This is a genomic window from Aliidiomarina indica (genome assembly GCF_015354615.1).
Taxonomy (GTDB): domain Bacteria; phylum Pseudomonadota; class Gammaproteobacteria; order Enterobacterales; family Alteromonadaceae; genus Aliidiomarina; species Aliidiomarina indica.
In genome coordinates, this window is record NZ_JACAVQ010000005.1 from 1 (window position 1) to 21,373 (window position 21,373).

Consider the following 21,373-nt stretch of genomic DNA (forward strand, 5'->3'; position numbering starts at 1 on the left):
AAGTGTAGCATATAGACCCCGTCTGATTTTAAAACCACCACCCCCAAGCACTTCCCCGACAAAAACAGAGTTCCACCCCAGGGGCACAATTATGAATTCCGCGTGGGGGTTGGGCTGCGGCGGAGGGGGCGGCGGACAAAAACAGAGTTTTACCCCTGGGGCGGAACTGTTGAGGAACTGCTGGCGGGGCAATAAAAAACCGCCCGAAGGCGGTTTTTATAGAGCTCTATCAATACAACGAAAATTAGTTGGTTACTGTTGTCGTTGTTGTAGGTGGTGTTGTTGGTGGCGTTGTTGGGCCCGTAATCTCATCTTCCGCATCTTCATTAGCCTGGGACACTACCACAATTAAGATTCCCATTCCGAAAAGTGAACCACCCAGACCAATGCCACTAACATGGCCTAGACCGAAGCCCTGACCAAGACTAGGACTAGGATTAGGAGCAGGACCAGATTGAGGAGTACTAGGAGCATAACCAGGATCAGTTGGATCCACAGCCGCATTCGCCATTGCTGGAGTCAGCGACAACGCACAAACAGCTAAAATGACTGCTAACTTTTTCATTATATACTTCCTTCTTTCAATACATGTATTGATTGCTTTTCCGTAACAATCACCGATAAGTATGGGCTTTGCCTAAAAAAAATCAAGCGCCGCAGCGTAAAGAACATAAAAATTTAATAAACCTTGCCAGCAGTATACAGTACACTTTGTAACCAACGCAATGTGTTAAGCACGAATTCAATACCTAAGAACATTTACCCGGTATAACAGCGACTTATCGGTCATAAAACGGTGACCGTTCATGGGTAATCGGGTGTAACTGCATACGTCGGTCAAGCATGTGGCCGCCATCACGATATATAGGGCTCCAACCAAAGGTTCCACGAACCCGCGACGGCCGTATTGTCATCAGATCAAACGGAATTGAAACATAGAACCCCTTGGTGAATGAACCTTCGCCGTAGTCTTCTGAAGATACGTTCGTAAAGGCAGCAAAGGCCCCTACTGTCATGCCACTATCAAACTGACGTTTGAAGTCGACATTCACACCGCGGTCGCCTGCCAAAAACTGACCAAAATTCAAAGTAAGCAAGCTACCCTTAAAGAATTCAAAATCCCGACCCATATCGTAATACACCGACACATGCCCAGTAGTTACCTCGTAATCGCGCAGGCCAAAGGCACCGCTAAAATCACGTTGGCGCACTCGGTTAATATCCGCGCCAACTGCCCAAGGGCTATCGAGCGGACGATACAGCAGCTCACCACCCACACCACTATACATCCGCTCAAGCACACCAGCATACGCGAGCGCATACCAGTCGTTACTCAGCTGAGTAAAGTAATTCGCTTGCAACCGCGTTAGCCACACATCCTGTTGCATATACTCACGAATGAAGGTTCGCGCGCGCGGCAGCGGCGATGGTTGCCCATCGACAGTGAAATTAAAGCGATCATAATTGTTATGCACATTAATGCCCACATTCCCATTAATGCTGAAGTTTTCATTGATCTGCCAATTAGCAAAGGTCGTTAGATATACCTGATAGAAATAGAAGGTTTCCGGTGAACCAAAGCTCTGCTGAAGATGGGGGCTCCAACCATAGGAAGGGCGTCGTGAACCATATTCAGGATATTCTTCGACCCAACCTTCTGCCGAGCGCTCAGGCTTGGCCTCCGGCTCAGTGCGGGTAAAGCCTTGCCATGCATCTTGTGGTCGCACGTCGGGATCTTCGTAATTTAACTGCCGACGATACTCAGATAAATCAAGTTCGTACTTCACCATTGGCCGATTATATATCTGCTCAACAATCTCTATGCGCTCCACCGAAGCGGGCAGCTCTGCTGCTAATATGCGTGCGGTACGATCAAGATACTGATCGGCATCCCGATGTCGCCAAAGACTCCCGTACATAGTCACCGTGTGAGCACCATCGGCCTCTGTGCCCAACGCATTGCGTTGGCTACCAGCCTCATCCTCCGTACCCAACGCATTGCGTTGGCTACCAGAATCATTCTCGGAAACGTAAAACTGCGTGCCGGCGTAGCTATAATGATCACGCAAGGCCTGACGTACATCGGGCCAGGACACTTCCTCAATTGAGGAAACCTTCGGATCTTGTGCAGGAACCCGCTCAGGCGTGATCTTTGCCTGACTGAGATAGTTGAAGTTGCTACGGATGTTAAAACCAAACGTTAGCGTATCACCCCGCTCATAGCCTAAGCGTAAATCAATGGCGTTGTTGAGTTGATAATTAAGCCCAACGTTCCATGGGGTGCGGGGGGGATTCTCAATTATCGCAAAATCATCAGAGTAATCATTACCATCATATTCAAGCTTTAAGCGCAAAGGCTGCCATGGGGTTTGATATTCTACGCCACCAAAAAGCGCGGTGGAGCCTCGAAACCACTGGTCATACTCTAGCTCGCCGCCCCTACCAGAAACGGTCGTCGGGCGCTCACAAAAACTATCTGAAGAATTACAAAATGGGTTTTTAAAATGATCGCGCGTTCCCATGCGCCCAAAGCCCATCCCTAAAGTAAAGTCAAACGGGCCCCAAGCTTTACTAGCCGCAATAAACTCACCATCAAATAAGCCCGTGCCTGCAAAATCTCGTAATCCCACGGCCACTTCAGGCAAATAATAGCTCTCTTCCCACAAACGGATTTTTACGTCAAAACCCTTATCAGTATACATCTGATCGCCACTAAATCCTGGCACAGAGCTATATAACCGACTTGGAACGCGAACATAAAACGCCGAGGCTTCGAGCCAATCAAATACCTGTAAATTCACCGTATAGCGCCGATAAATGTCCATATCGTTATAGCTAAGGGTGATCTCTCCAGCATCGACCATTCGTGCCGTCGGCATTTGAATTAATCCCGCCTGACCATAGTTACTTAACGTAACGCGACGATGTTCATCAGAGTGAATACCGGTCGCAGTATCCATAACATCGCGTTGCCAGCCTCCATGGGATGAAAAGCGAGATATTCTTCCTGCGCCAGCACCTTGATTCACCGACACTCGGGCACCTGAGTCGTCGTATACAAAGTGTTCAAGCAAATGCTCAATATGCGCAGCAAAGTTAGGAGCTGCTTTGCGGGCATCGCGGGATAAACCATGTCCGAGCGTACCCAAGGGTATCAAACCATGAGCGGAGGCATCGCGCGGTCCAAGCCACACCACATCGCCGGGCAGTAACTCTATGCTGGTGGCGTTATGGGGCCCCCACGGCACATCTGCACGCACCCGCGCTCGCTCTACCCCCGAACCCGAATTACGCAACACGGTAACCGAATCTCGGCTCGCCTCAGCCAATAATCCTGAATTCTCCGCCACGTATCCTCGCAGTGTTTGCCCTGAGATAAACCGTTGCTTGCCATAGGATTCGGTAAAACCATACAGATGCACCGCAGCATTGCGTTCAGGCACATATAAGGTATAACTGCCCGCAGGCAACAATGGATTATGTTCACGAGATAACCGAGCGCGCTCCAAGCTAATCTCGCCATAAGGCTGAACACCCACGTGCCAATTTTCTATTTGCGCTTTGAGTAACGCGGCAATGTTTGGATGATAGGTCGCAATTGCGTCAAGATCGCGCAATACCTGAATTCTCGCCTGTTCTGCTTGCTGCGCGCGATCATTAAACACTAAACGGGCGTTCGGCCAGTAGGGTTCGGAAAGCCGAACATCTTGAGCGGCAAATTGCTCAAGGGCGAATTGCAAAAAAGCGTCGAGACGCAGAGGCGCTTGCAACTCAACAGTTATTTGGTGCTGGGTACTTGAAAGTGCTGATTCTTGTTGCTCTTGGCCACTAGCCGTAGTCGATGCTAAGAGGGCAAATGAGCCCATAACGAGAAACGAAAGGGATAAGGCACAACTATATAATTTACTCATCACCCGAGCCCCATTTAATTTGTGTGATCTCAAATTTAGTTTCGCTGGGGAATATCGTTTGTTTACTTTTCACAACATGTCCATTCGATTCTGCCCAAAACTCATTAGTAAAGGTGTGAATGGGCGTTCCCTTCGCATCCAGCACTGCAACATGTTCAACAATATGCGAGGTGGTGGTTGTGCGTGTAGGAAGCTCAACAGAGATATTCGGCGTAACATCAAAGGTTGATGTTAAGCGCACGCTATGAGCATGGTTACCTTGTATATATTCGAGCTCGCGTCGCCATTCGGTAGGACACTGTGAAGGCTGCGTAATAATGCAGCGAAGCGGATCATCCCCCCGGTTCGATGTGGCGTGTAAATCATTACGCCCCACAAAGGCCTCTGCATCACCGGATGTAAGCCCTTGAGTGCGTACAATTCGGCCATACTCAGTCACAAGGGTTATCGAGTCGCTCGATATCCAATGTAATTGGAGTACCGAGTGATCACCCACTGAGCCCGACTGAACGTAAGTATCGACAAAACCTAAGACAATAAGGGTACGAGGCTGATCGTCTTTGCGCACGTAAATAGCGGTGTAAGGAAAAGCAGCGATTTCCTCTGGTGATAGGGTTGTATCTTCACCTTCAGCGAAAAAAAGGCGAGCAGTTTCGCGAATATCTGAGTGTACTGAGCTGCAACCGGCAATACTACCTATGGCCAAGCCCATTATGATTAGGGTTACAAAGCGCACGAAATCCTCTTTATTATTTTGGTTCCATGAAAGAAACGAGTATAGCGAGAGATCTTGGGTTCAACCACGTTGAGAACGTAATTGTTTTGTATGGGAATTTTTCGTACCCAACGCATTGCGTTGGTCTAAACGATACTATCCCTTATATCCATTGGGATTTTTAGATTGCCAGTTCCAAGTGTCACGAATCATGTCAGAAAGCCCTCGTGTTGCTTTCCATGCCAGAATCTTTTCAGCATAGGACGGGTCAGCATAACAGATAGCTATATCACCCGGTCTTCTCGAAACGATTTTATAAGGAATTTTTTTACCAGTGATATTTTCAAATGCCTGAACCATATCAAGCACTGAATGGCCCTTTCCTGTACCCAGGTTTACCGCTGTGAACCCACTCAAGCTTTCAATTTTATTTAGCGCCGCTAAATGACCAAGAGCAAGATCAACCACGTGAATGTAATCTCGCACGCCCGTGCCATCATGTGTAGAGTAGTCATTCCCAAAAACACTTAACTCTTTAAGTTTCCCCACTGCTACTTGAGAAACATAAGGCATCAAATTATTTGGGATATCGTTTGGGTCTTCCCCTATTAATCCAGACGAATGCGCGCCTACAGGATTAAAATATCGCAAAGATATTGCATGCCATTTGGGGTCTGCTGTGCATAAATCCATCAGCATTCGCTCAACAAAATGCTTAGAAGTACCATACGGATTGGTGGTAGCACCCGTCGGGAAGCCTTCACGAATAGGAACTTCTGCAGGATCTCCATAAACCGTCGCTGAGGAAGAAAAAACGATTTTCTTCAATCCAAAACTATTCATAACATCGAGAAGTACTCGGGTTCCTACAACATTGTTATCATAGTATTCCAAAGGCTTCTCGACGCTCTCGCCTACTGATTTTAAGCCAGCAAAGTGCACTACGGAACTAACACTATATGAACTGAAAATACTTTTTAATAACGATGCATCTCGAATATCACCACGAACAACGTCAATCTTCCTTCCTGCGATTTTCGTCACGCGCTCAAGACTTTCTCTTGTGCTATTGGAGTAATTATCCAACACCAACACTTGTTGGTTGCTATTTAATAGTTCAAGCACCGTGTGAGAGCCGATGTACCCGGCTCCACCTGTAACTAAAATTGTCATAATGTTCTCAAAATCACTTTAAGTAGAGCGAGAAAGTAAGGCTATGGGCAAGATGCCATCAGACCATCCTTAACCAACGCAGTGCGTTGTTTCCAAGAACCTGAGTTACCTAACCGACTGCTTCGTTTCAACCTTGCGAACCTTTCGCACTAAAGCTGAAATACGCCAACAATACTTTAAGCAAAGCAGGTAAATTCCAAAAACACAAAAATAGGCAGCTAGTACAATAACTTCCGGCACCTGAAGATACTCAAGATATAGGCCTACAAACATCCACCAAATAGCCGAAAGAGTAATAACGGTTAAAGCTTCTCGAGGGGTGAATCCAGCGCGCATAAAAATATGATGCAAATGATCGCGATCAGGTTTAAATGGGTTTTGCCCTTTAACGACCCGTCTAACCATGATCCCAAGCATATCCATTAATGGAATCGCGATTAGCCACAATACAGCAACCGGACGAACCTTCGACTCGGATGCACCTCCAAAATAGCTCTCCCCATACTGAAGAACATACTTGTTTGATAGCTCTGGGTTGGTTAACAACGCGAGAAGCCAAACGACAACCAGACCTATAAACATCGATCCGGCATCACCCATGAATACTTTTTTAATTCGAGTACCGTTTTTCTGTAGGTTTCTATGGAGGAAAGGGAGTAGCGCTGATAGTAAAATTAAGCTAAAGAAAAATGGTGTCGTTTGTTGGTGGAGAATAGCCAGTGCTGCAATACCTATCATACTGACAATTGAAAGCCCACCTAACAGTCCATCAATACCGTCAATCATATTATAGGCATTCATGGCCGTCATGATCGCTAACACCGTAAACGGCGCGGCCCAGTCACCTAAATCAATAACGCCAAAGCCAAAAAGGTTACCCAGAGTGGTTATTTGAATGCCTGCACCAAAAACTAGGATGCTTGCGGCGATCAGCTGCATGACGATTCTAAGTCTTACGCTTAAGTCGAATCTGTCATCGAGTACACCGGTGGTAACCATCAAAACCGAGGAGACAATAACGCAAACAAACTGAAAATTAATTTCAAATATAATGGACGCAACTAGGAAAAATGTAAGCGCTAACGCCAATCCGCCTATAAGAGGGATCTCTCCAGAGTGTTGTTTACGAGAACACGGCTTATCGACAAGCCCATACTTTGCGGCCAGAGGAACCAGCAATGCCTGCAACAACCAAGTAACGGCTAATGTGGAAAGCAAAACTACAACAAATTCCATCTTAATTTTTTACTCCAAGGTTATAGACCCCTACCGTGCTCAAAACCTGTTGCGCTCAGTAAATCGCATTACTTCTCAAGCATCCTGCAAATGTTGTGTGCTAGTTCATCGCAAATCTTCGATCGTGCATAACTTGAGATGAACTCACCTCGATCCGTATATTGGTATTCTAGCCTCTTTATCGCCTCAGTTCCCATTTGATAATCACATGGCTTAAACACCATTGCATTTTCAATATAGTTAGATATGAACTCCGAGGCGTAACCTGAAACACCAGCCAGAATTGGCTTACCTGTAGCTGCATATTCGAACACTTTCGAAGGCAGTACTTTTTCAAACGCAGGTACGTCGTTTAAATGAAGAAATAAAATATCTGCCTTAACATACTCGGAAAGCAAAGCATCTCTTTTGACAGGGGGCAGTACTTCAACATTCGTAAGCTTGAGTGCTCGCACCTTTTGAAGCAAGACACCCTTTTTACCGCCATCCCCTATAAGCCGAAACCTGAAATCAGGACCTAATCTCTGCGCAAGTTCAGGAATAATGAAGTGAAGTCCTTGTCCATCTCCCATATTGCCAGCGTACACAATCGTCTTAGGAAAGTCCGTTCTCGTAACTGTCGCCCAAGAGTGATTAACAAACACGTCATCAATACCATTTGTAAAATAACTGAAATTGGTGTTTGGATACTTTGGTTCAAAATACTGACGAAACCCTTCACTCACCAAGTTTACATGGTTTGCGCGCCGAACTGCATACTTCTCTAACAGTCCAAAAACCGGAACAGCCCAAGACGTAATGTACCGGGGAAACACATCTGAAATGGTATCAACAAATATGTCACGGATGTCTAAATACAGCTTAGTGTTTAATTTGCGAGCCATATACGAGGCCAGCACAGCGGTCATTAGGCGAGAGGAGGTGCCAACCACAATATCATACGATTTACCCTTAGCTATCCGTCTAGCGAATTGTGCGTAATGGCGAAATGTTAGTGCCTGGTCCACAAAACCATTCTTATGAGCTGGGAGCTGTACTCTATGGATTGTTAAGTTATCGCGCTGCTCACAACTTTCCGATTTCGATTCGAAAGAGTGATAGCGATTGGGCTGCGTAGTTACTACGTCTATTTCACTTCCAGTCGGTAATTTTTCGATTAATGACTTTACTAATGCGGAGGCGCGAAAGGAGCCAGCAGATAAATCTGGCTCAAAATAATAGGTAAGAAATAAAACTTTTATCATGAAATTTTAGTTACCAATTTGTCCTCAAACTCTACACAAATATACAAGTTTGGTTCAGCTTTACCGAAGGCGGGATACCAGTACCCATTTTTCAGCGTCACTTTTTTTACTATCCCTGAAAATTCCATTTGCACTGAGTGCCCATGAATGTTTACTTCAACTGAGCTATCAGAATGTTGTGCCTTACATTCCGGATGCAGATGAAAGTATGCTTTGCCACCGTCTGCACCAAGTAAAAAATCTCGAATAATAATCTCATTTTCATTGCTGCCGGCTTCACCGAGTAGAAACTCACGCTTGTGCACAGCCATCTTATTTTTATGCCAAAAACCTTCGATTACGCACTGCAGAGAACTAACCGCTTTTTCTGCTTTTACTCTTGCTCTTCGAGCAACACGGAAACCCGACCAAACTTCAGAGCTATTAAGCTCTCTTTCAGCCCGTCTTACTTCCACCGCGTTATGTGCTGATGTAGCGCGTTGTTGCTTGCGTGTGTCTCCCATGCCATATTCACTGATCCCAGAATTTACGAACACACGATGCTCACCACAAGAAAGCTCAAATGAACCAGCCTCGGCATGGGCATGACCCGGCTGATAACGGGGAGCGATCTGTCCTACATCTGCAATCAGTGTGAATCGCCCTTTCGTAGTTCGAGCGAAACCACTTGCATTTAACGAGATATTTCCACATTTAAGATCTAGATGCTGAGCATAGTCATGGATTTGAGTCACCTTTGGGGCAATTTCAAACGTCGTATCATTGAAGAAGGGAATTTCCCCGTCTGGGTGTACAAGCGCATTTAGCCAACCTAATGCTCGTTCAGCTCGAACTTTTAAGAGTAGGCATGTTTCCGAGGACTCAGTCGCTCCCTTGTATAAGCAATAGAGATCGAGCAAATCCCACAGCAAAATACAGTGATACATGGGTGAGCGTTCATAATGGGCGCCATCATCCAGGAATTGCTCATCAAGCTCATGAGTGAGTAGCTGGCTGGCTTTTTTCCCCCACTTTAATGAGCTTGCACCCTCAAAAAAGCGACTCGCAAATGCCAAAGCCTTTGTGTTTGCGAACAAGTGATTCGCCAATATGTGATATTCGATTTGTTTTTCTAAAGCTTTTACCTGCGTGTGTAAGCTATTTACAATAGTTTGATCTACTTCGGTCGGATTACGCCAACACCACTTTATCCAGTTAACTATGCGTAGTGACAACGGGTAAGGCTCCCAACCATTTCCTGTCATCACAGGGTTTTCGCTGATCCAACGATGAATCAGCGCACAGTGCTCCTGCACTCGGGAGTCGCTCTCGACAGCATTCAAATCATCGAAGTAATGCAGGTTATACAGCCACAGTTTATCGAATTGCTCACTATTCCAATCAGCTGATTCGAGCACTTGACCTGTTTTATTCAGAAATTCAAACCGGTTTGGCGTAAAATACGATTGCTTAGAGTATAGAGCTCCATTCCATACAGGTCGGGCTGCAGTTTTCGCTCCAGTCGATGCACGAATAAAAGGCTTGGGGCGAAGTCGATACCAAAGTTGAAACGCAACCTGACGCAAACGAAGGTGGCGCACCGTTCTAATCAGTAGCAAAAGTTTCTCTAGCTGTTTCACTGTACTTTCAAATAATTAGCTATACGGCCACAAGCTTTGCCATCACCGTAAGGATTATGAGCACGAGACATTTCAGCATAAGCCAGCGTATCTGTTAGCAACAAATCTACGTTAGAAACGATCGCATTTGTGTTTGTACTCACCAATTTTACTGTTCCGGCTTCAACTGCTTCTGGCCGTTCCGTGGTATCGCGCATTACCAAAACGGGCTTCCCAAGGCCGGGTGCTTCTTCTTGTACACCTCCGCTATCCGTGAGAACGAGATAGCTGTTTTGCATTAAATAAACGAAGGGTTCGTATCCCAACGGCGCAATAAGGTGCACATTATTTAAACCTGCAAGCAGGGTTTTAACGGGCTTTTGAACGTTCGGATTTAGGTGTACTGGATAAACAAAGTGTACACTAGGATGCTTTGTAGCTAAATCGCGAAGTGCTTGGCAGATATTCTCAAATCCTTGCCCAAAGTTTTCTCGACGATGGCCAGTAATTAAAACAAATTTCTTGCCAGCCAAATCAACTGAAAGACCAGCATCACCCAACTGTTTTTGAATTGAGCTTTGCAGCCTTGTATCTGTCGAGATCTTATCGCTAACCCAATGCAAGGCATCAATTACCGTATTGCCTGTAACAACAATCGATTCGTCTTTAACATGCTCGGCAAGCAAATCTTTGCGATTACGCTCGGTTGGTGCGAAATGCCACGTTGCTAAGCGTCCTGTTAGTTGACGATTCGCCTCTTCAGGCCAAGGTGAGTACAAATCATGTGTTCTTAAGCCAGCTTCAACATGACCAACCGGGATACGCGCATAAAAAGCCGCTAATGTAGCAGCGAACGTGGTTGCGGTATCGCCATGCACAAGCACAACATCAGGTTTCGCACCATTAAGGATATCGCGCATGCCCATCAGCACACCCGATGTCACATCAAATAGATCTTGCCCCGCTTTCATAAGATCAAGGTCGTAATCAGGCTTAATCTCAAATAGGTCGAGGACTTGATCGAGCATTTCACGATGTTGAGCTGTTACCGCAACCACGACAGAAAAATATTCATCTGCCTGCAAGGCTTTCACTAAAGGTGCCATTTTTATTGCTTCTGGACGAGTACCGAACGCCAGTAAAACTTTCATAATATTGCCTTACTTATTAACAGTTACACCGCAAAAATCTAAGGTTCTTCCAGAAACTTTAAGTTGCTTAAATTCATTATGTGCAACTAAAAAGATAACTAAATCAGCCTCTGAAGCTGCAGTATGATAATCAGTTAAGGCAATACTTTTATGCTTTTTCAAGTTCGGTTCGACCGCTAATGTAGTGACATCATTTCTTACAAGCGCTTGAAACACTTCGAGTGCAGGTGCCTCTCGCAAATCATCAATATTTGGCTTGAAGGCTAACCCCATACAGGCAACTACGGGTTCCCGACCCTCTTTCCTACTAAACGCCGTTACCTCAGAAAGAATGCGCTCAATCACCCACTCAGTTTTATAGTCGTTAATCTCACGCGCCGCTCTTATAATACGGGCATCGTCACCGCCAGCGTGCACGATGAACCAAGGGTCAACCGCAATACAATGTCCACCGACGCCAGTGCCAGGTTGCAGAATGTTTACACGAGGATGGCGATTGGCTAAGCGAATCAGCTCCCACACATCAATTTGGAACTTGTCACACAGAATGGAAAGTTCGTTTGCAAAAGCGATGTTGACATCGCGGAAGCTGTTTTCCGTGAGTTTTGTCATTTCGGCTGTACGTGCGTCAGTGACCACCACATCACCCGATACAAATGTGCGATAGAACTCCGCGACCTTCTCGCCAGCCTCTTTAGTGAGACCGCCTACGATTCGGTCGTTCTCCACCAACTCCCGTATAATATGACCTGGAAGAACACGTTCAGGGCAATGAGCAATATGTAGCGACGATGTGTCGACGCCTTCTTCTTCAAGCACTTCTGCTAGTCGTTCTGTAGTACCAACGGGAGATGTCGACTCAAGGATTACCAAATCACCGGCCTTAACCACGCCCGCTATCGAGCGAGTTGCTGATACAACATAATCTATATTTGGTACATGACCATCATGGAAAGGCGTAGGTACGGCGAGAATGAATACATCAGCGGCTCTAACAGATAGAGAAGCCGTAAGAGCCTTTCTAGAAACCGCAGAAGCCACATAGAAATCTAAATCCGGCTCAATTATATGTATGTTCCCTTCGTTTATGATATCCACAACCTCTGGAGATACATCGACACCTAGCACGTTGTAGCCATATTTAGCTAACAATGCTGCTGTAGGTAAACCTATATAACCGAGACCTATGATGCAAATAGATTTCGACATACTTCTCCTTAATATCAGATTGAGTTATGAACACGGAGTTATCTTCTAACAGTCAGAAAATCCGCTTCACAAATTTTAGTTTGCCATTCTTTTCGAGAGGAATTTCATCGACCAGCTCTATATCGATGACACACTCTGGAATCCTCTCGCTTGCGTTTCTTAATAAGGCTTCCTTGTCTTTTTCCTTAAAACCAGAAAGGGGCTCTACAAGTATTTTTACATGATGTTTGTCACTATGAATTAATTGTCCTCTATGTATATTAACAATACCTTTGAATATATGATCCAATCTACCAATAACTCTACCTGTAGGAGTAATAATGACATCATCATCTCTGCCATCAATCGACTTAAGCGCGAGTCGATCATATAATTTAGGTCCTCGGTGTTCAGTTGCCCTGTCTCCTATATCATAGCGCAACAAGGGCATTGCATAATTATTCAACCCAGTGCACACGATATTACTACTACCTTCACGATTTTCGATTAACTCGACTACTGAATCTTCAGAATCATGGTAATATAAGCCATCTTCATATTGACAAAGCGAACAAACCATCTCAGCATTTCCATAATAATCTAACACTGGCGCACCAAAACCGAGTTCAATGTCTTTCCTCTGCCTTTTACTCAGAGTTTCCGACGAGGTTAAAATGAACTTAAGTTTACTTGGCTTCTTTAACAAAAAACTTTGACTTAAGCTCAAAAAGTGTAATGTAGAGGGATATCCATTCAAATAAACATAGTCAGAATTAATAATTTCTCGAGCCATGCGCTCACGATGAACCTTATCTAAATGCATCAATGAAAACAGTGTTTGATTGCTATACCAATTTTTTCGAAATGGTCTCTTTGTTGGGCGTGTCGGATCGCACACCATCCTTCCGTTAAAAGTCGCATGAGGGTCTCGTAATTCAGCTCCAGCAATCATTCTTTGCCGCCAGCTCGCCGCATAATAATATGCTAGCGCAATGTCTGTTGAAAAAACCTGAAGTGGAGTTCCAGAAGACCCGCTTGTGCTTTGGGATACAACCTTAGATCCCGGACTTGAAGATAAGAATGAGGCTGGGTTCTGTAATAGTTGTTTCTTCGTTAGAATTGGAAGTATCTTTAAATCTTTGGTTGATTTAACATCACTAGGAATCGCTCCAAGCTTATTAAAGAGGTTTGTATAATAAGGAACATTATAATAGCAATGTTCAACAAGCTTCCGAAGTCTTAAATTTTGATATTCTTCTAGGTCAGATGCGGACCAATGCAATGAATCGTTCAAAAATTCCAAGCGCCTAAAGAATAAGGAACTATAACGACGCCTGTGCAATTTAACTCCATAGCAAGTGATTAATAAATCCTGCACTTTATGCGGCAAGTTATAATAAAGTTTCATCAACGTAGAACTCATTAAACAACCTTTGATATAAAAAACTTTGTAGTCGTATCGATATCGTAAACTTCGAAACTATCATGCGCTCGAATCGAAAAATCGCGATAATTATCTTCATTGAAACTCAGAAAACACTCAGTTAATTTATCGACGTCTCCAATTGGAGTAAGAAATCCATTTGATGCATGCTCTACTATTTCTGAAATCCCCCTTAAATTAGTCGCAATCACTGGAAGACCCACACTAAACGACTCAATGATAACGCCCGGATAGCCTTCAGTTTTCCATTTAGTAGGCAACACCAATACGTCATATTCGCACAGCTTAGCCGTCACGAGTTCTGGCCTTAAAACTCCACGATACATGATCCTAGAGGTTTCTAAAAATTGAAGAATATCTTTCTCAACCAAAGGCCCGTAAACGTCGAGATTATAATCTTCAGGCAGTCTTTTCATCACCTCCACTAGCTCCAGGATCCCTTTCATTCGAGCCACATGACCTATATATATAAATCGCTTCTTGAAGGCGAAACACCGTTTAGCTCCTAAATAGCGCTGCCTTGATGTTGGTAGCCAAAATGTGTTCTTATTAAATCTTTTAAAAAACTTCACTAGATATAGAGTTTGAAAGAAATTTGCATTTGCATTAGTTAGAGAATACCTAATCAACGTTCTACAAAGCCAGTTAGATCTAAAGTAATATGCATCAAAGCTTCCTGCAAACTTCCTAAGAGAAACAGTTTTGTTAAAGAGTTTTGAGAAGAAAACAACCAAGGGTGATAAAAAAACAAATTGGCGCGCTGTCCCGTGAAATGAAACATGTGAACAAGATTTCAATTTAAAAAGAAGCTCAAAAACAAATCGAAATGGGAATAACATTTTTTTCACCCCTGATTCTGGAGCGTTATCAATAACATTCACATCATATCCAAACTCTCGCAATTTGTTAACGAGCAGCTCAAAGGATACTACTATCCCGCCTGGCTGCTTACTTGGTGTTAGTCTTGGGCCTATTAAAAGAATTGTCATATCTGGCATGCGCCTATAGAAAACATAGAAAGTATACGAAACCTAGATTAAACTAATAATATCAGCCCTCGAACTTCGTGCACTGAGATTATGCTTTAATGATTAAATTCAGTTGCTAAAAACCTATGGCCTTACAAAGCCTGAGATTAATTAGATTATATATCTTAGCCAACAAATCGTGGTTATTGTAGACAAGCTGTTTTTTTGGAACATATTGAAGTAGCTAACCTTTTTCATTTTTGCTAGACGCCTTACGGGTAACATAGAATCGTCTATTTCGCTTCAGAGATGTCATTATGATGTCTCCGTGGTTAAGGCTATTATCCACAGACACACTTAAAAATCACTGGTCCTAGTTTGAGGGATGTTTACACTTGCCTTGGGTCTTCAATGTCGGCGAAGTGGTCAATCAACAAAGTCATGCTCATCAGGGCTCTCCGCAGAAGAGAGTATATGATCACGACTGGAACTGATCTTCAAATCGATCGTTTATGTAGGAGCTCAACTGGTCAATAAATGTTCGCGATATCAACTTATTTCACCGTCTAAGATGCTCAACATCTATTCTATTGAAATCGTTTCATGTATAAGTGATACAATATCACCCGGCATGTATGCAGAGTTTTTTATGCCATCGCGCTTGATTTCGCTGCATTTTAATATTGCAAGGACCATTTTATTTACGTCATCCGTCGGAACAGTATATCCATTAACACCGTTTTTAATCAGCTCATCAACAACTGGAACACATTGCGTCGCGACTATTGGAGTATTTAGCGTATAATTCTCCAACAATACATTAGGGAAACCCTCTCTACGGGAAGATAAAATAAATAAACTACAGTTGGCAAAATAGATATATGGGTTAGTTATGTGACCTAAAATTTTTACATATCCTTGCATCCCTAAGCTATCGATGAGATTCGTCAAGATTTTAATATCTCCCCCGTCACCTCCAAGTATATGCAACCTGAAATTTGGAAGCGAATTAATGACTTTCGGAATAGCCTTAATTAAAACATCAAATCCCTTCGCTCTGCATAGTCTACCTGCAGCTACGGCATTAATCTTACTGTGATCGAAAGGTGACATTTGGCCCAACAAAGACAATTCTATACTACGAACGTCTACGAGGTTTGGCAAAACCCTAACTCTATAGGCTTGTAAACCGAACACTCTTATAGCATCTAGTCTCATCGCTTCAGTTTGGGCAATAACTCGATCTGCTTGTTTAAACCCGAAAGCATACATATAGCGCCGTATTCTACCATAGGACTTTGAAGCTCTCTCTAGGCTTGGCATGCTTTGCATCCTTGCTATATGCACGAATCGGAAGGTAAATAACCTAACTATACCCACAAGCAATGCTGTCCTTGAATGTGTAGTGAATACCACATCCGGCTTTAATTTATAAATAATTAACGCTAAGCTACCAAAAGATTGACTTGTTCGCACTGTTCCAAGGCATATCACATTAATTTCGTCAGGCAATAGGCTTTTGAACGCTCCATTATCTTCGAAAATAACAACATACACCTTCATATTCTGATGAAACAAATGATTTATATAGTTTATAGCCACTCTTTCTGCTCCGCCAGCATTGAAGTTGGGAAGAATGACCATTACAGATTGAGTTTGTCTTTGCTTCATTATTTGACCTCCTGCTTTAAAGCAGGCTTTTTAAATAAAAGAATTGCAAATAACGGCAAGAAAAACATGAAATGAGTAAAGCTTATCTTTATTAACCAGAGACCAACGAATAGTAGGAAAACAGGCACTGACTTCCGTAGGATATAAATCGAAATAATTATGCTGAGCACAAAAAATATATAACCGAAGTACGCCATACCAAATACCAAAGTCCCAGCATCATTCAAACTAGAGTAGTACCTTGATCCACTCTCCTGCGGTATAGTTGAATCGTAAAGGTATTGCTCAATACCCATTAGGCTTGAGCCAACTAATTTTAGGAAAATATCTCTCTCTATCATCATATATGAAACTAAGTTAACTCTTATACCGGAAGATGCATAAAATTTTTCAACGAGTAGAACTTGGATCAGTTCTTCATTTAGAACGCTAAATAAGATAGCACTCGCCAAAACTGTAAGTGTAATAATAACTCTGGAAACGCGCACCTTCTTTAAGAAGAGAATGGACAACGTTACAAGAAGTATCGAACCGTAGATGATACTTGCGGTAGCTAGGGACGCAAGAGCGGATATCGCTGAAGCTATTAACAAGATCCCCCTTCCTAAGCTTAATTCATTAGATTTTGAATAATATAGCAAGCTAAGTGTAGCTGATAAGGCAAAAATAACACTTGCATATGTCGACGGTTCTAACAACAACCCAGTCAGGCGCACATATTCTCTATACTGATATCGCGCCTCTTGCCCTCCGAGAAGACTAGAAAAATCTATAACTACTCCAGTTATATTCCAAAACAACGCTTGAATAATGAACGCTGCTAGGTGGACTGTGAGAACCACCTCTAAGGCAGACGTAAGCTTTGATTCATTAGGCTCACTAAATGCTTGCCTAATTAATTTTAAAGCTATGTATGCTGACAATAATGAAAGGAACCAGCGAATAAGTACGTTCGTGCGTACTTCATCAACAAACGCATGTACGTAGTTGTCTGAATAAAACCCCACGAAAAACCAGCTAAGTATTAGCGAAATACAAAGGAAGACAAATAATACCAACTCAGAAAGACTATGCCGCATTTTGAGCAAGGCAATAGTACCAAACGCAACCCCTACGCCTTGAACAACAATCGGAGTAGAAACTAGAGATGTTAGGAGAATATAGACAACAATATAGAAATACATCCGTTAATCCAGCACCTTTTTAATTTACATTATGAAAATTTCTCGTTATGACTTGGTGATAATCGTAAACATCCCCTAATTAGTGTCAGGTTTTTTTAGAGTTTTGCTCGTTCGTTTTTACCAGTTGATATCTTGATGGTGTCAGGTTACCGAGTGATTCGTGTGGTCGCTCGTTGTTATGTTATTGCAACTAGTTTTTAGTTATGTCTCGAACTTCCGTCAAGCTTCCGAATGCATAGTAATCAAGCACTTCATTTCGGTAAGCTCGGTTGAATCGTTCGACGCATGAATTCTGCGTTGACTTTTCGGGTTTTATGAACTCAAGGCGAACTCTGTTTTCTTCCGCCTTCTCAGCTAAAGCTATTGAAATAAACTCGGACCCATCATCGCATTAATGATTATTACGGAGAGCGGGGACTTAAATCGATTCAAGCATTACCGACAATATCTCGCGTGCTGCGGGTTTAGTCTGTCTTCCGTACAAAATTGGTCAGCGGTTCAGACCGAGAAGGGCATTGGGTCTTAAGCAACCGGATATGGTTTTTAAAGAGCAATTGCACTACACGCAAAGCGAGTGTTCCAGTTATTGGTTGAATCTAGGCTTAGTATTGTCACTAATTAAAGTGTCCGGATTCATTAGACCAGTTCAAAAATTTAACAATGAACTAAAAGGGCCTTTCTCGCGCGGTTAAACTTTTAAATTCTACTCTACGATGTTCTTTCAATAGACAGCGTTCAAATAGAATAGAAACAGGTAGAAACTTAGCTCTAGAAAAACGGTTATAACAAAATTACAACTCTTTCAATAATTTAGGTTCTTTGTATTTAACTTGGAGCTATGACCCACCCATAGGATCAAAGTCAAGTATATTAGGACATTTGATAATGCATACCAAATAATTACACTCATTAACGTTCCATAAGTAATATATGCTAAATACAGCGAAAGAATACGTAAGAGTGTAAACGTGATTTCAAAAAACAAAAAAAGTCCCTGAAGCCTTAAAACTGGAATGGCCGATATCGCAGGGCGAGCAGCAAGACTAAAAAACATCCAAACAGAAAGCCATTGAGAAATTTCACCCGCGACCTGCCAATCAGGCCCGAAAACACTGGAAAATAGCCAAGGTCCTATAGCAATTACTATTGTGAAGGGTAAGATACCAACTACCATTAACGATGCTGTAGACTTTATAAGGAGGCGTAAGCCGGATTTTCCATTTCGAATCGTTTCGTTAAAATGTGGATAAAATACAGTTTGGACAGACTGTCCGATCAGTTGCGCCGGCGCACCCAGAACTAACCTGCTCAAAGCGTAAAAACCTGCAGCAGCTGGTCCAAATAGTGCAGTTAACATAAGTACCGGCATACCTTGACCAACAGCGCTAATAATAAGCTGGGGGGTACGATACAAAGCAAAGTCATTATAGTCTTTAGCTAAGACTATTTGGCTATTCTGAGGGCTATCTGAATTACTAACAGCCCCCTTTTTACTTCTTCTTATTCCAAAGTAAAATAGAATAGCATTGATTGCGTATCCAAAAGTCGCTACCGTAATAAGCATAGAGAATACGGGCGCAATCAATCCTAAAGAAATTTTTAAGCCATTTTGTAATACTGCGTGAGCGACTGCGACCTTAGCTTTTAGACTAAAGAGTTTTTTACGCACTACCCATTGTGTTGTTGTTGCTAGTAGAACCGACAGCACCATCGCTAAGGGAAGCAACCATATAAAATCTCCCACTTCAGCTAAATTTAACATTTGCAATACAGCATCTTTAGCTACGATAAAAACGAAGGCTACAAGTAAAGATGTTAGTAGTGAAATCTTTAGAGATAGGAGAACTAAGCCAAGTGCGTCACGATCATTCTTGGGCAATACAATTGCAATGGGGTAGCTGAGTGCCGCAAGCGGAGTCGTCATCACAAGCAATGCATTAAAGGCACCTAGAATACCGAATGCCTCAGGACCATAAATACGGGTTATTATAGGTGCAGAAAGAAGAGTTATGACTTGAGCAATCGCCGTACCACTTGCTACGATAGCCACATTCCGAGCGAATGTATTCCTCCAAAATCCGAGAGCCTTGTTTAACAACTTCTATCGTCCTTTATATCGTTCTGAAAGCATCTCCTCGTGAGTGCCTTGCACCTTTAGAGGTCTGCTCGTTCGTTTTACCAATCGATACTCCGACGGTATCAGGTTACCTAGTGATTCATGTGGTCGCTCATCATTATATGATGGCAACTAGCTTTCAAATATAACTCGGACCATTCTCAGACTTTTGCATATATATTAATTAAGCGCTTCTTTGCGGTAAGTTCGGTTGAAGCGTTCAAACTATGAACTATACGTTGGCTTTCCGGGCTTTATAAACTCGAGATGAGCCTCGTTAGGCTCAACCTACTCAGCTAATGCAATCGAAGTGACTTCGGGCCCTTGGTCCACTCGAACCTGTTTATGGTAAATTTAAATCAATATCTATCACTAGCGCTTCGCGGTTAAAATGGTCCACCACGTTAAAGGTCTGAAAGCGCCAATCACAATCCAATGCATCTTTCTTAAAGTTTGCCGACCAACTTTGGTTTAGCGACTCAGGATCAGTCAGCGGCTGTGGATTGCGATATACTGCGCTAGGGTTGTTGGTGCGCGTACCTCTCGGTGTTTTTCAAGCTAGTTGTCACCATCAGGCCGCTTAAACGGCCTGATGGTGACAACTAGCTTGAAAAACAATGATTTGAGGGTATTATCCACAGATACACTAAAAATAAGAATTCTGTTCATCTTGACAAGCTTTCTAGGGCTAGGCAATCATGCATTTAAAAAACTCACTACCGTGTTTTGATATACCAAGGCATGGCTTTGTTTACACCGTCCTTTATTCTATGTGTCGGCGAAAAACCTAGCTTGGTCATGGCTTTAGAAATATCCCCCTGAGAATGTCTAACATCACCGGGACGGAAATCCCGGTAAAGTGGATCCAAGGTATAGCAAACACCGTTGTTCAATAGAGCTTCTTTAATATCGTTGAATAGTTGATTTAGACTAGTCCTATTTCCTAAAGCCATATTATAAACTTCGTTCTTTGCCGAATCGTCTGCTGTGGCTGCTAAAATGTTTGCTTGAATTGCATTATCGATATACGAAAAGTCTCTACTCGTTTCTCCGTCTCCATTAATATAAACACTTTCGCCTTTAATCATGGCTGACGACCATTTCGGAATAACCGCAGCGTATGCACCATCAGAGTTCTGACGCGGTCCAAATACATTAAAATAGCGTAGCCCTATAGTTTTGAAATCATAAACACGTGCGAAAACGCTTGCATAAAGCTCATTAACATATTTCGTCACTGCATAAGGCGATAGAGGATTTCCTATATTTTCTTCAACTTTTGGTAGCGCTGGATGATCCCCATAGGTTGAACTACTTGCTGCGTAAGTGAAACTATCAACTCGTGCGTCTTTAGCCGCTACAAGCATGTTTAAAAAACCATCGATGTTGCTTTTGTTTGTGTTAATTGGGTCATCTATAGACCGAGGTACTGAACCAAGTGCAGCTTGATGAAGTACATAGTTCACTCGACCTGCTGATTCATGCTCCAGAGTGGCTTTACAGGTTTCTAAATCAGTAATATCACCTTCGACAAATTGAAACCGTTTCCATTGTTCTGGATTTACGCTAGCTTCAACTTCGTCGAGGTTGCGTTGAAACCCAGTAGAAAAATTATCTAATCCAACAACGGATTGATTCAGCCTAAGAAGAGCCTCAAGCAAGTTAGAACCAATAAAGCCTGCGACACCGGTTACCAGCCAAACTTTTGGCTCTTTTTGAAGCTGCGTCTTTAATTCGTCGTACTTTGTCATACTTATAACCTTTATTTTGAATT

Annotated in this window: 15 protein-coding genes and 3 pseudogenes; 1 reads left to right on the forward strand and 17 read right to left on the reverse strand. The window is 43.0% G+C overall.

Annotated elements, in window-relative coordinates; translation table 11 throughout:
• Positions 1 to 244 precede the first annotated feature (244 nt).
• The 14 genes and pseudogenes from HXZ99_RS08320 to HXZ99_RS12420 form a co-directional block, all read right to left on the reverse strand.
• The gene (locus HXZ99_RS08320) at positions 245 to 565 is read right to left on the reverse strand and encodes a hypothetical protein (RefSeq protein ID WP_194756838.1); all 321 of its coding nucleotides are present in this window, start codon (positions 563 to 565) and stop codon (positions 245 to 247) included.
• Between the two features lie 214 nt (positions 566 to 779).
• A complete protein-coding gene (locus HXZ99_RS08325; protein WP_194756839.1) occupies positions 780 to 3,911 on the reverse strand; it encodes a YjbH domain-containing protein in 3,132 nt (1,043 codons plus the stop codon).
• On the reverse strand, positions 3,904 to 4,647 hold the full coding sequence (locus HXZ99_RS08330) for a YjbF family lipoprotein (RefSeq protein WP_194756840.1): 744 nt from the start codon (positions 4,645 to 4,647) through the stop codon (positions 3,904 to 3,906). Before HXZ99_RS08330 ends, HXZ99_RS08325 begins: the two co-directional genes overlap by 8 nt.
• Positions 4,648 to 4,782: 135 nt before the next feature.
• Positions 4,783 to 5,799 (reverse strand): UDP-glucose 4-epimerase GalE, encoded by a 1,017-nt coding sequence (gene galE / locus HXZ99_RS08335; protein ID WP_194756841.1) that lies wholly within the window; start codon positions 5,797 to 5,799, stop codon positions 4,783 to 4,785.
• 105 nt (positions 5,800 to 5,904) lie between these two features.
• Entirely contained in the window at positions 5,905 to 7,035 is a 1,131-nt protein-coding gene (locus HXZ99_RS08340) for an undecaprenyl-phosphate alpha-N-acetylglucosaminyl 1-phosphate transferase (RefSeq protein WP_194756842.1), read from the reverse strand.
• 68 nt (positions 7,036 to 7,103) lie between these two features.
• Positions 7,104 to 8,279: a glycosyltransferase family 4 protein gene (locus HXZ99_RS08345; protein ID WP_228517836.1), complete on the reverse strand. Its 1,176-nt coding sequence runs from the start codon at positions 8,277 to 8,279 to the stop codon at positions 7,104 to 7,106.
• A complete protein-coding gene (locus HXZ99_RS08350) occupies positions 8,276 to 9,898 on the reverse strand; it encodes a heparinase II/III family protein (protein ID WP_194756843.1) in 1,623 nt (540 codons plus the stop codon). Before HXZ99_RS08350 ends, HXZ99_RS08345 begins: the two co-directional genes overlap by 4 nt.
• Positions 9,895 to 11,028: a non-hydrolyzing UDP-N-acetylglucosamine 2-epimerase gene (gene wecB / locus HXZ99_RS08355; RefSeq protein ID WP_228517838.1), complete on the reverse strand. Its 1,134-nt coding sequence runs from the start codon at positions 11,026 to 11,028 to the stop codon at positions 9,895 to 9,897. The genes HXZ99_RS08350 and wecB overlap by 4 nt, the downstream gene beginning before the upstream one ends.
• A 9-nt stretch (positions 11,029 to 11,037) precedes the next feature.
• Positions 11,038 to 12,237, reverse strand: coding sequence for a UDP-N-acetyl-D-mannosamine dehydrogenase (gene wecC, locus HXZ99_RS08360; RefSeq protein ID WP_194756844.1), 1,200 nt, complete (start codon positions 12,235 to 12,237; stop codon positions 11,038 to 11,040).
• 52 nt (positions 12,238 to 12,289) lie between these two features.
• Positions 12,290 to 13,639, reverse strand: coding sequence for a phenylacetate--CoA ligase family protein (locus HXZ99_RS08365; protein ID WP_194756845.1), 1,350 nt, complete (start codon positions 13,637 to 13,639; stop codon positions 12,290 to 12,292).
• Entirely contained in the window at positions 13,639 to 14,649 is a 1,011-nt protein-coding gene (locus HXZ99_RS08370) for a glycosyltransferase family 4 protein (RefSeq protein ID WP_194756846.1), read from the reverse strand. Before HXZ99_RS08370 ends, HXZ99_RS08365 begins: the two co-directional genes overlap by 1 nt.
• A gap of 561 nt (positions 14,650 to 15,210) precedes the next feature.
• Positions 15,211 to 16,299 carry a glycosyltransferase gene (locus HXZ99_RS08375; protein WP_194756847.1) on the reverse strand — a complete coding sequence of 363 codons (1,089 nt, stop codon included), beginning with the start codon at positions 16,297 to 16,299 and terminating at the stop codon, positions 15,211 to 15,213.
• Positions 16,299 to 17,483: a hypothetical protein gene (locus tag HXZ99_RS08380; protein WP_194756848.1), complete on the reverse strand. Its 1,185-nt coding sequence runs from the start codon at positions 17,481 to 17,483 to the stop codon at positions 16,299 to 16,301. Before HXZ99_RS08380 ends, HXZ99_RS08375 begins: the two co-directional genes overlap by 1 nt.
• 85 nt (positions 17,484 to 17,568) lie before the next feature.
• A pseudogene (locus HXZ99_RS12420) lies at positions 17,569 to 17,871 on the reverse strand (integrase core domain-containing protein); the annotation flags it as partial.
• Positions 17,872 to 17,965: 94 nt separating this feature from the next.
• Between HXZ99_RS12420 and HXZ99_RS12435 the strand changes: the two are divergent.
• Positions 17,966 to 18,070: pseudogene (locus HXZ99_RS12435) on the forward strand (IS30 family transposase); the annotation flags it as partial.
• A gap of 215 nt (positions 18,071 to 18,285) precedes the next feature.
• On the opposite strand, the gene HXZ99_RS08395 reads toward HXZ99_RS12435, so the two are convergent.
• From HXZ99_RS08395 to HXZ99_RS08400, 3 genes and pseudogenes are all read right to left on the reverse strand, one after another.
• Positions 18,286 to 19,533: a lipopolysaccharide biosynthesis protein gene (locus tag HXZ99_RS08395; RefSeq protein ID WP_194756849.1), complete on the reverse strand. Its 1,248-nt coding sequence runs from the start codon at positions 19,531 to 19,533 to the stop codon at positions 18,286 to 18,288.
• A gap of 51 nt (positions 19,534 to 19,584) precedes the next feature.
• A pseudogene (locus tag HXZ99_RS12240) lies at positions 19,585 to 20,107 on the reverse strand (integrase core domain-containing protein); the annotation flags it as partial.
• Positions 20,108 to 20,315: 208 nt separating this feature from the next.
• On the reverse strand, positions 20,316 to 21,350 hold the full coding sequence (locus HXZ99_RS08400) for an NAD-dependent epimerase/dehydratase family protein (protein WP_194756850.1): 1,035 nt from the start codon (positions 21,348 to 21,350) through the stop codon (positions 20,316 to 20,318).
• Between the last annotated feature and the right edge of the window lie 23 nt (positions 21,351 to 21,373).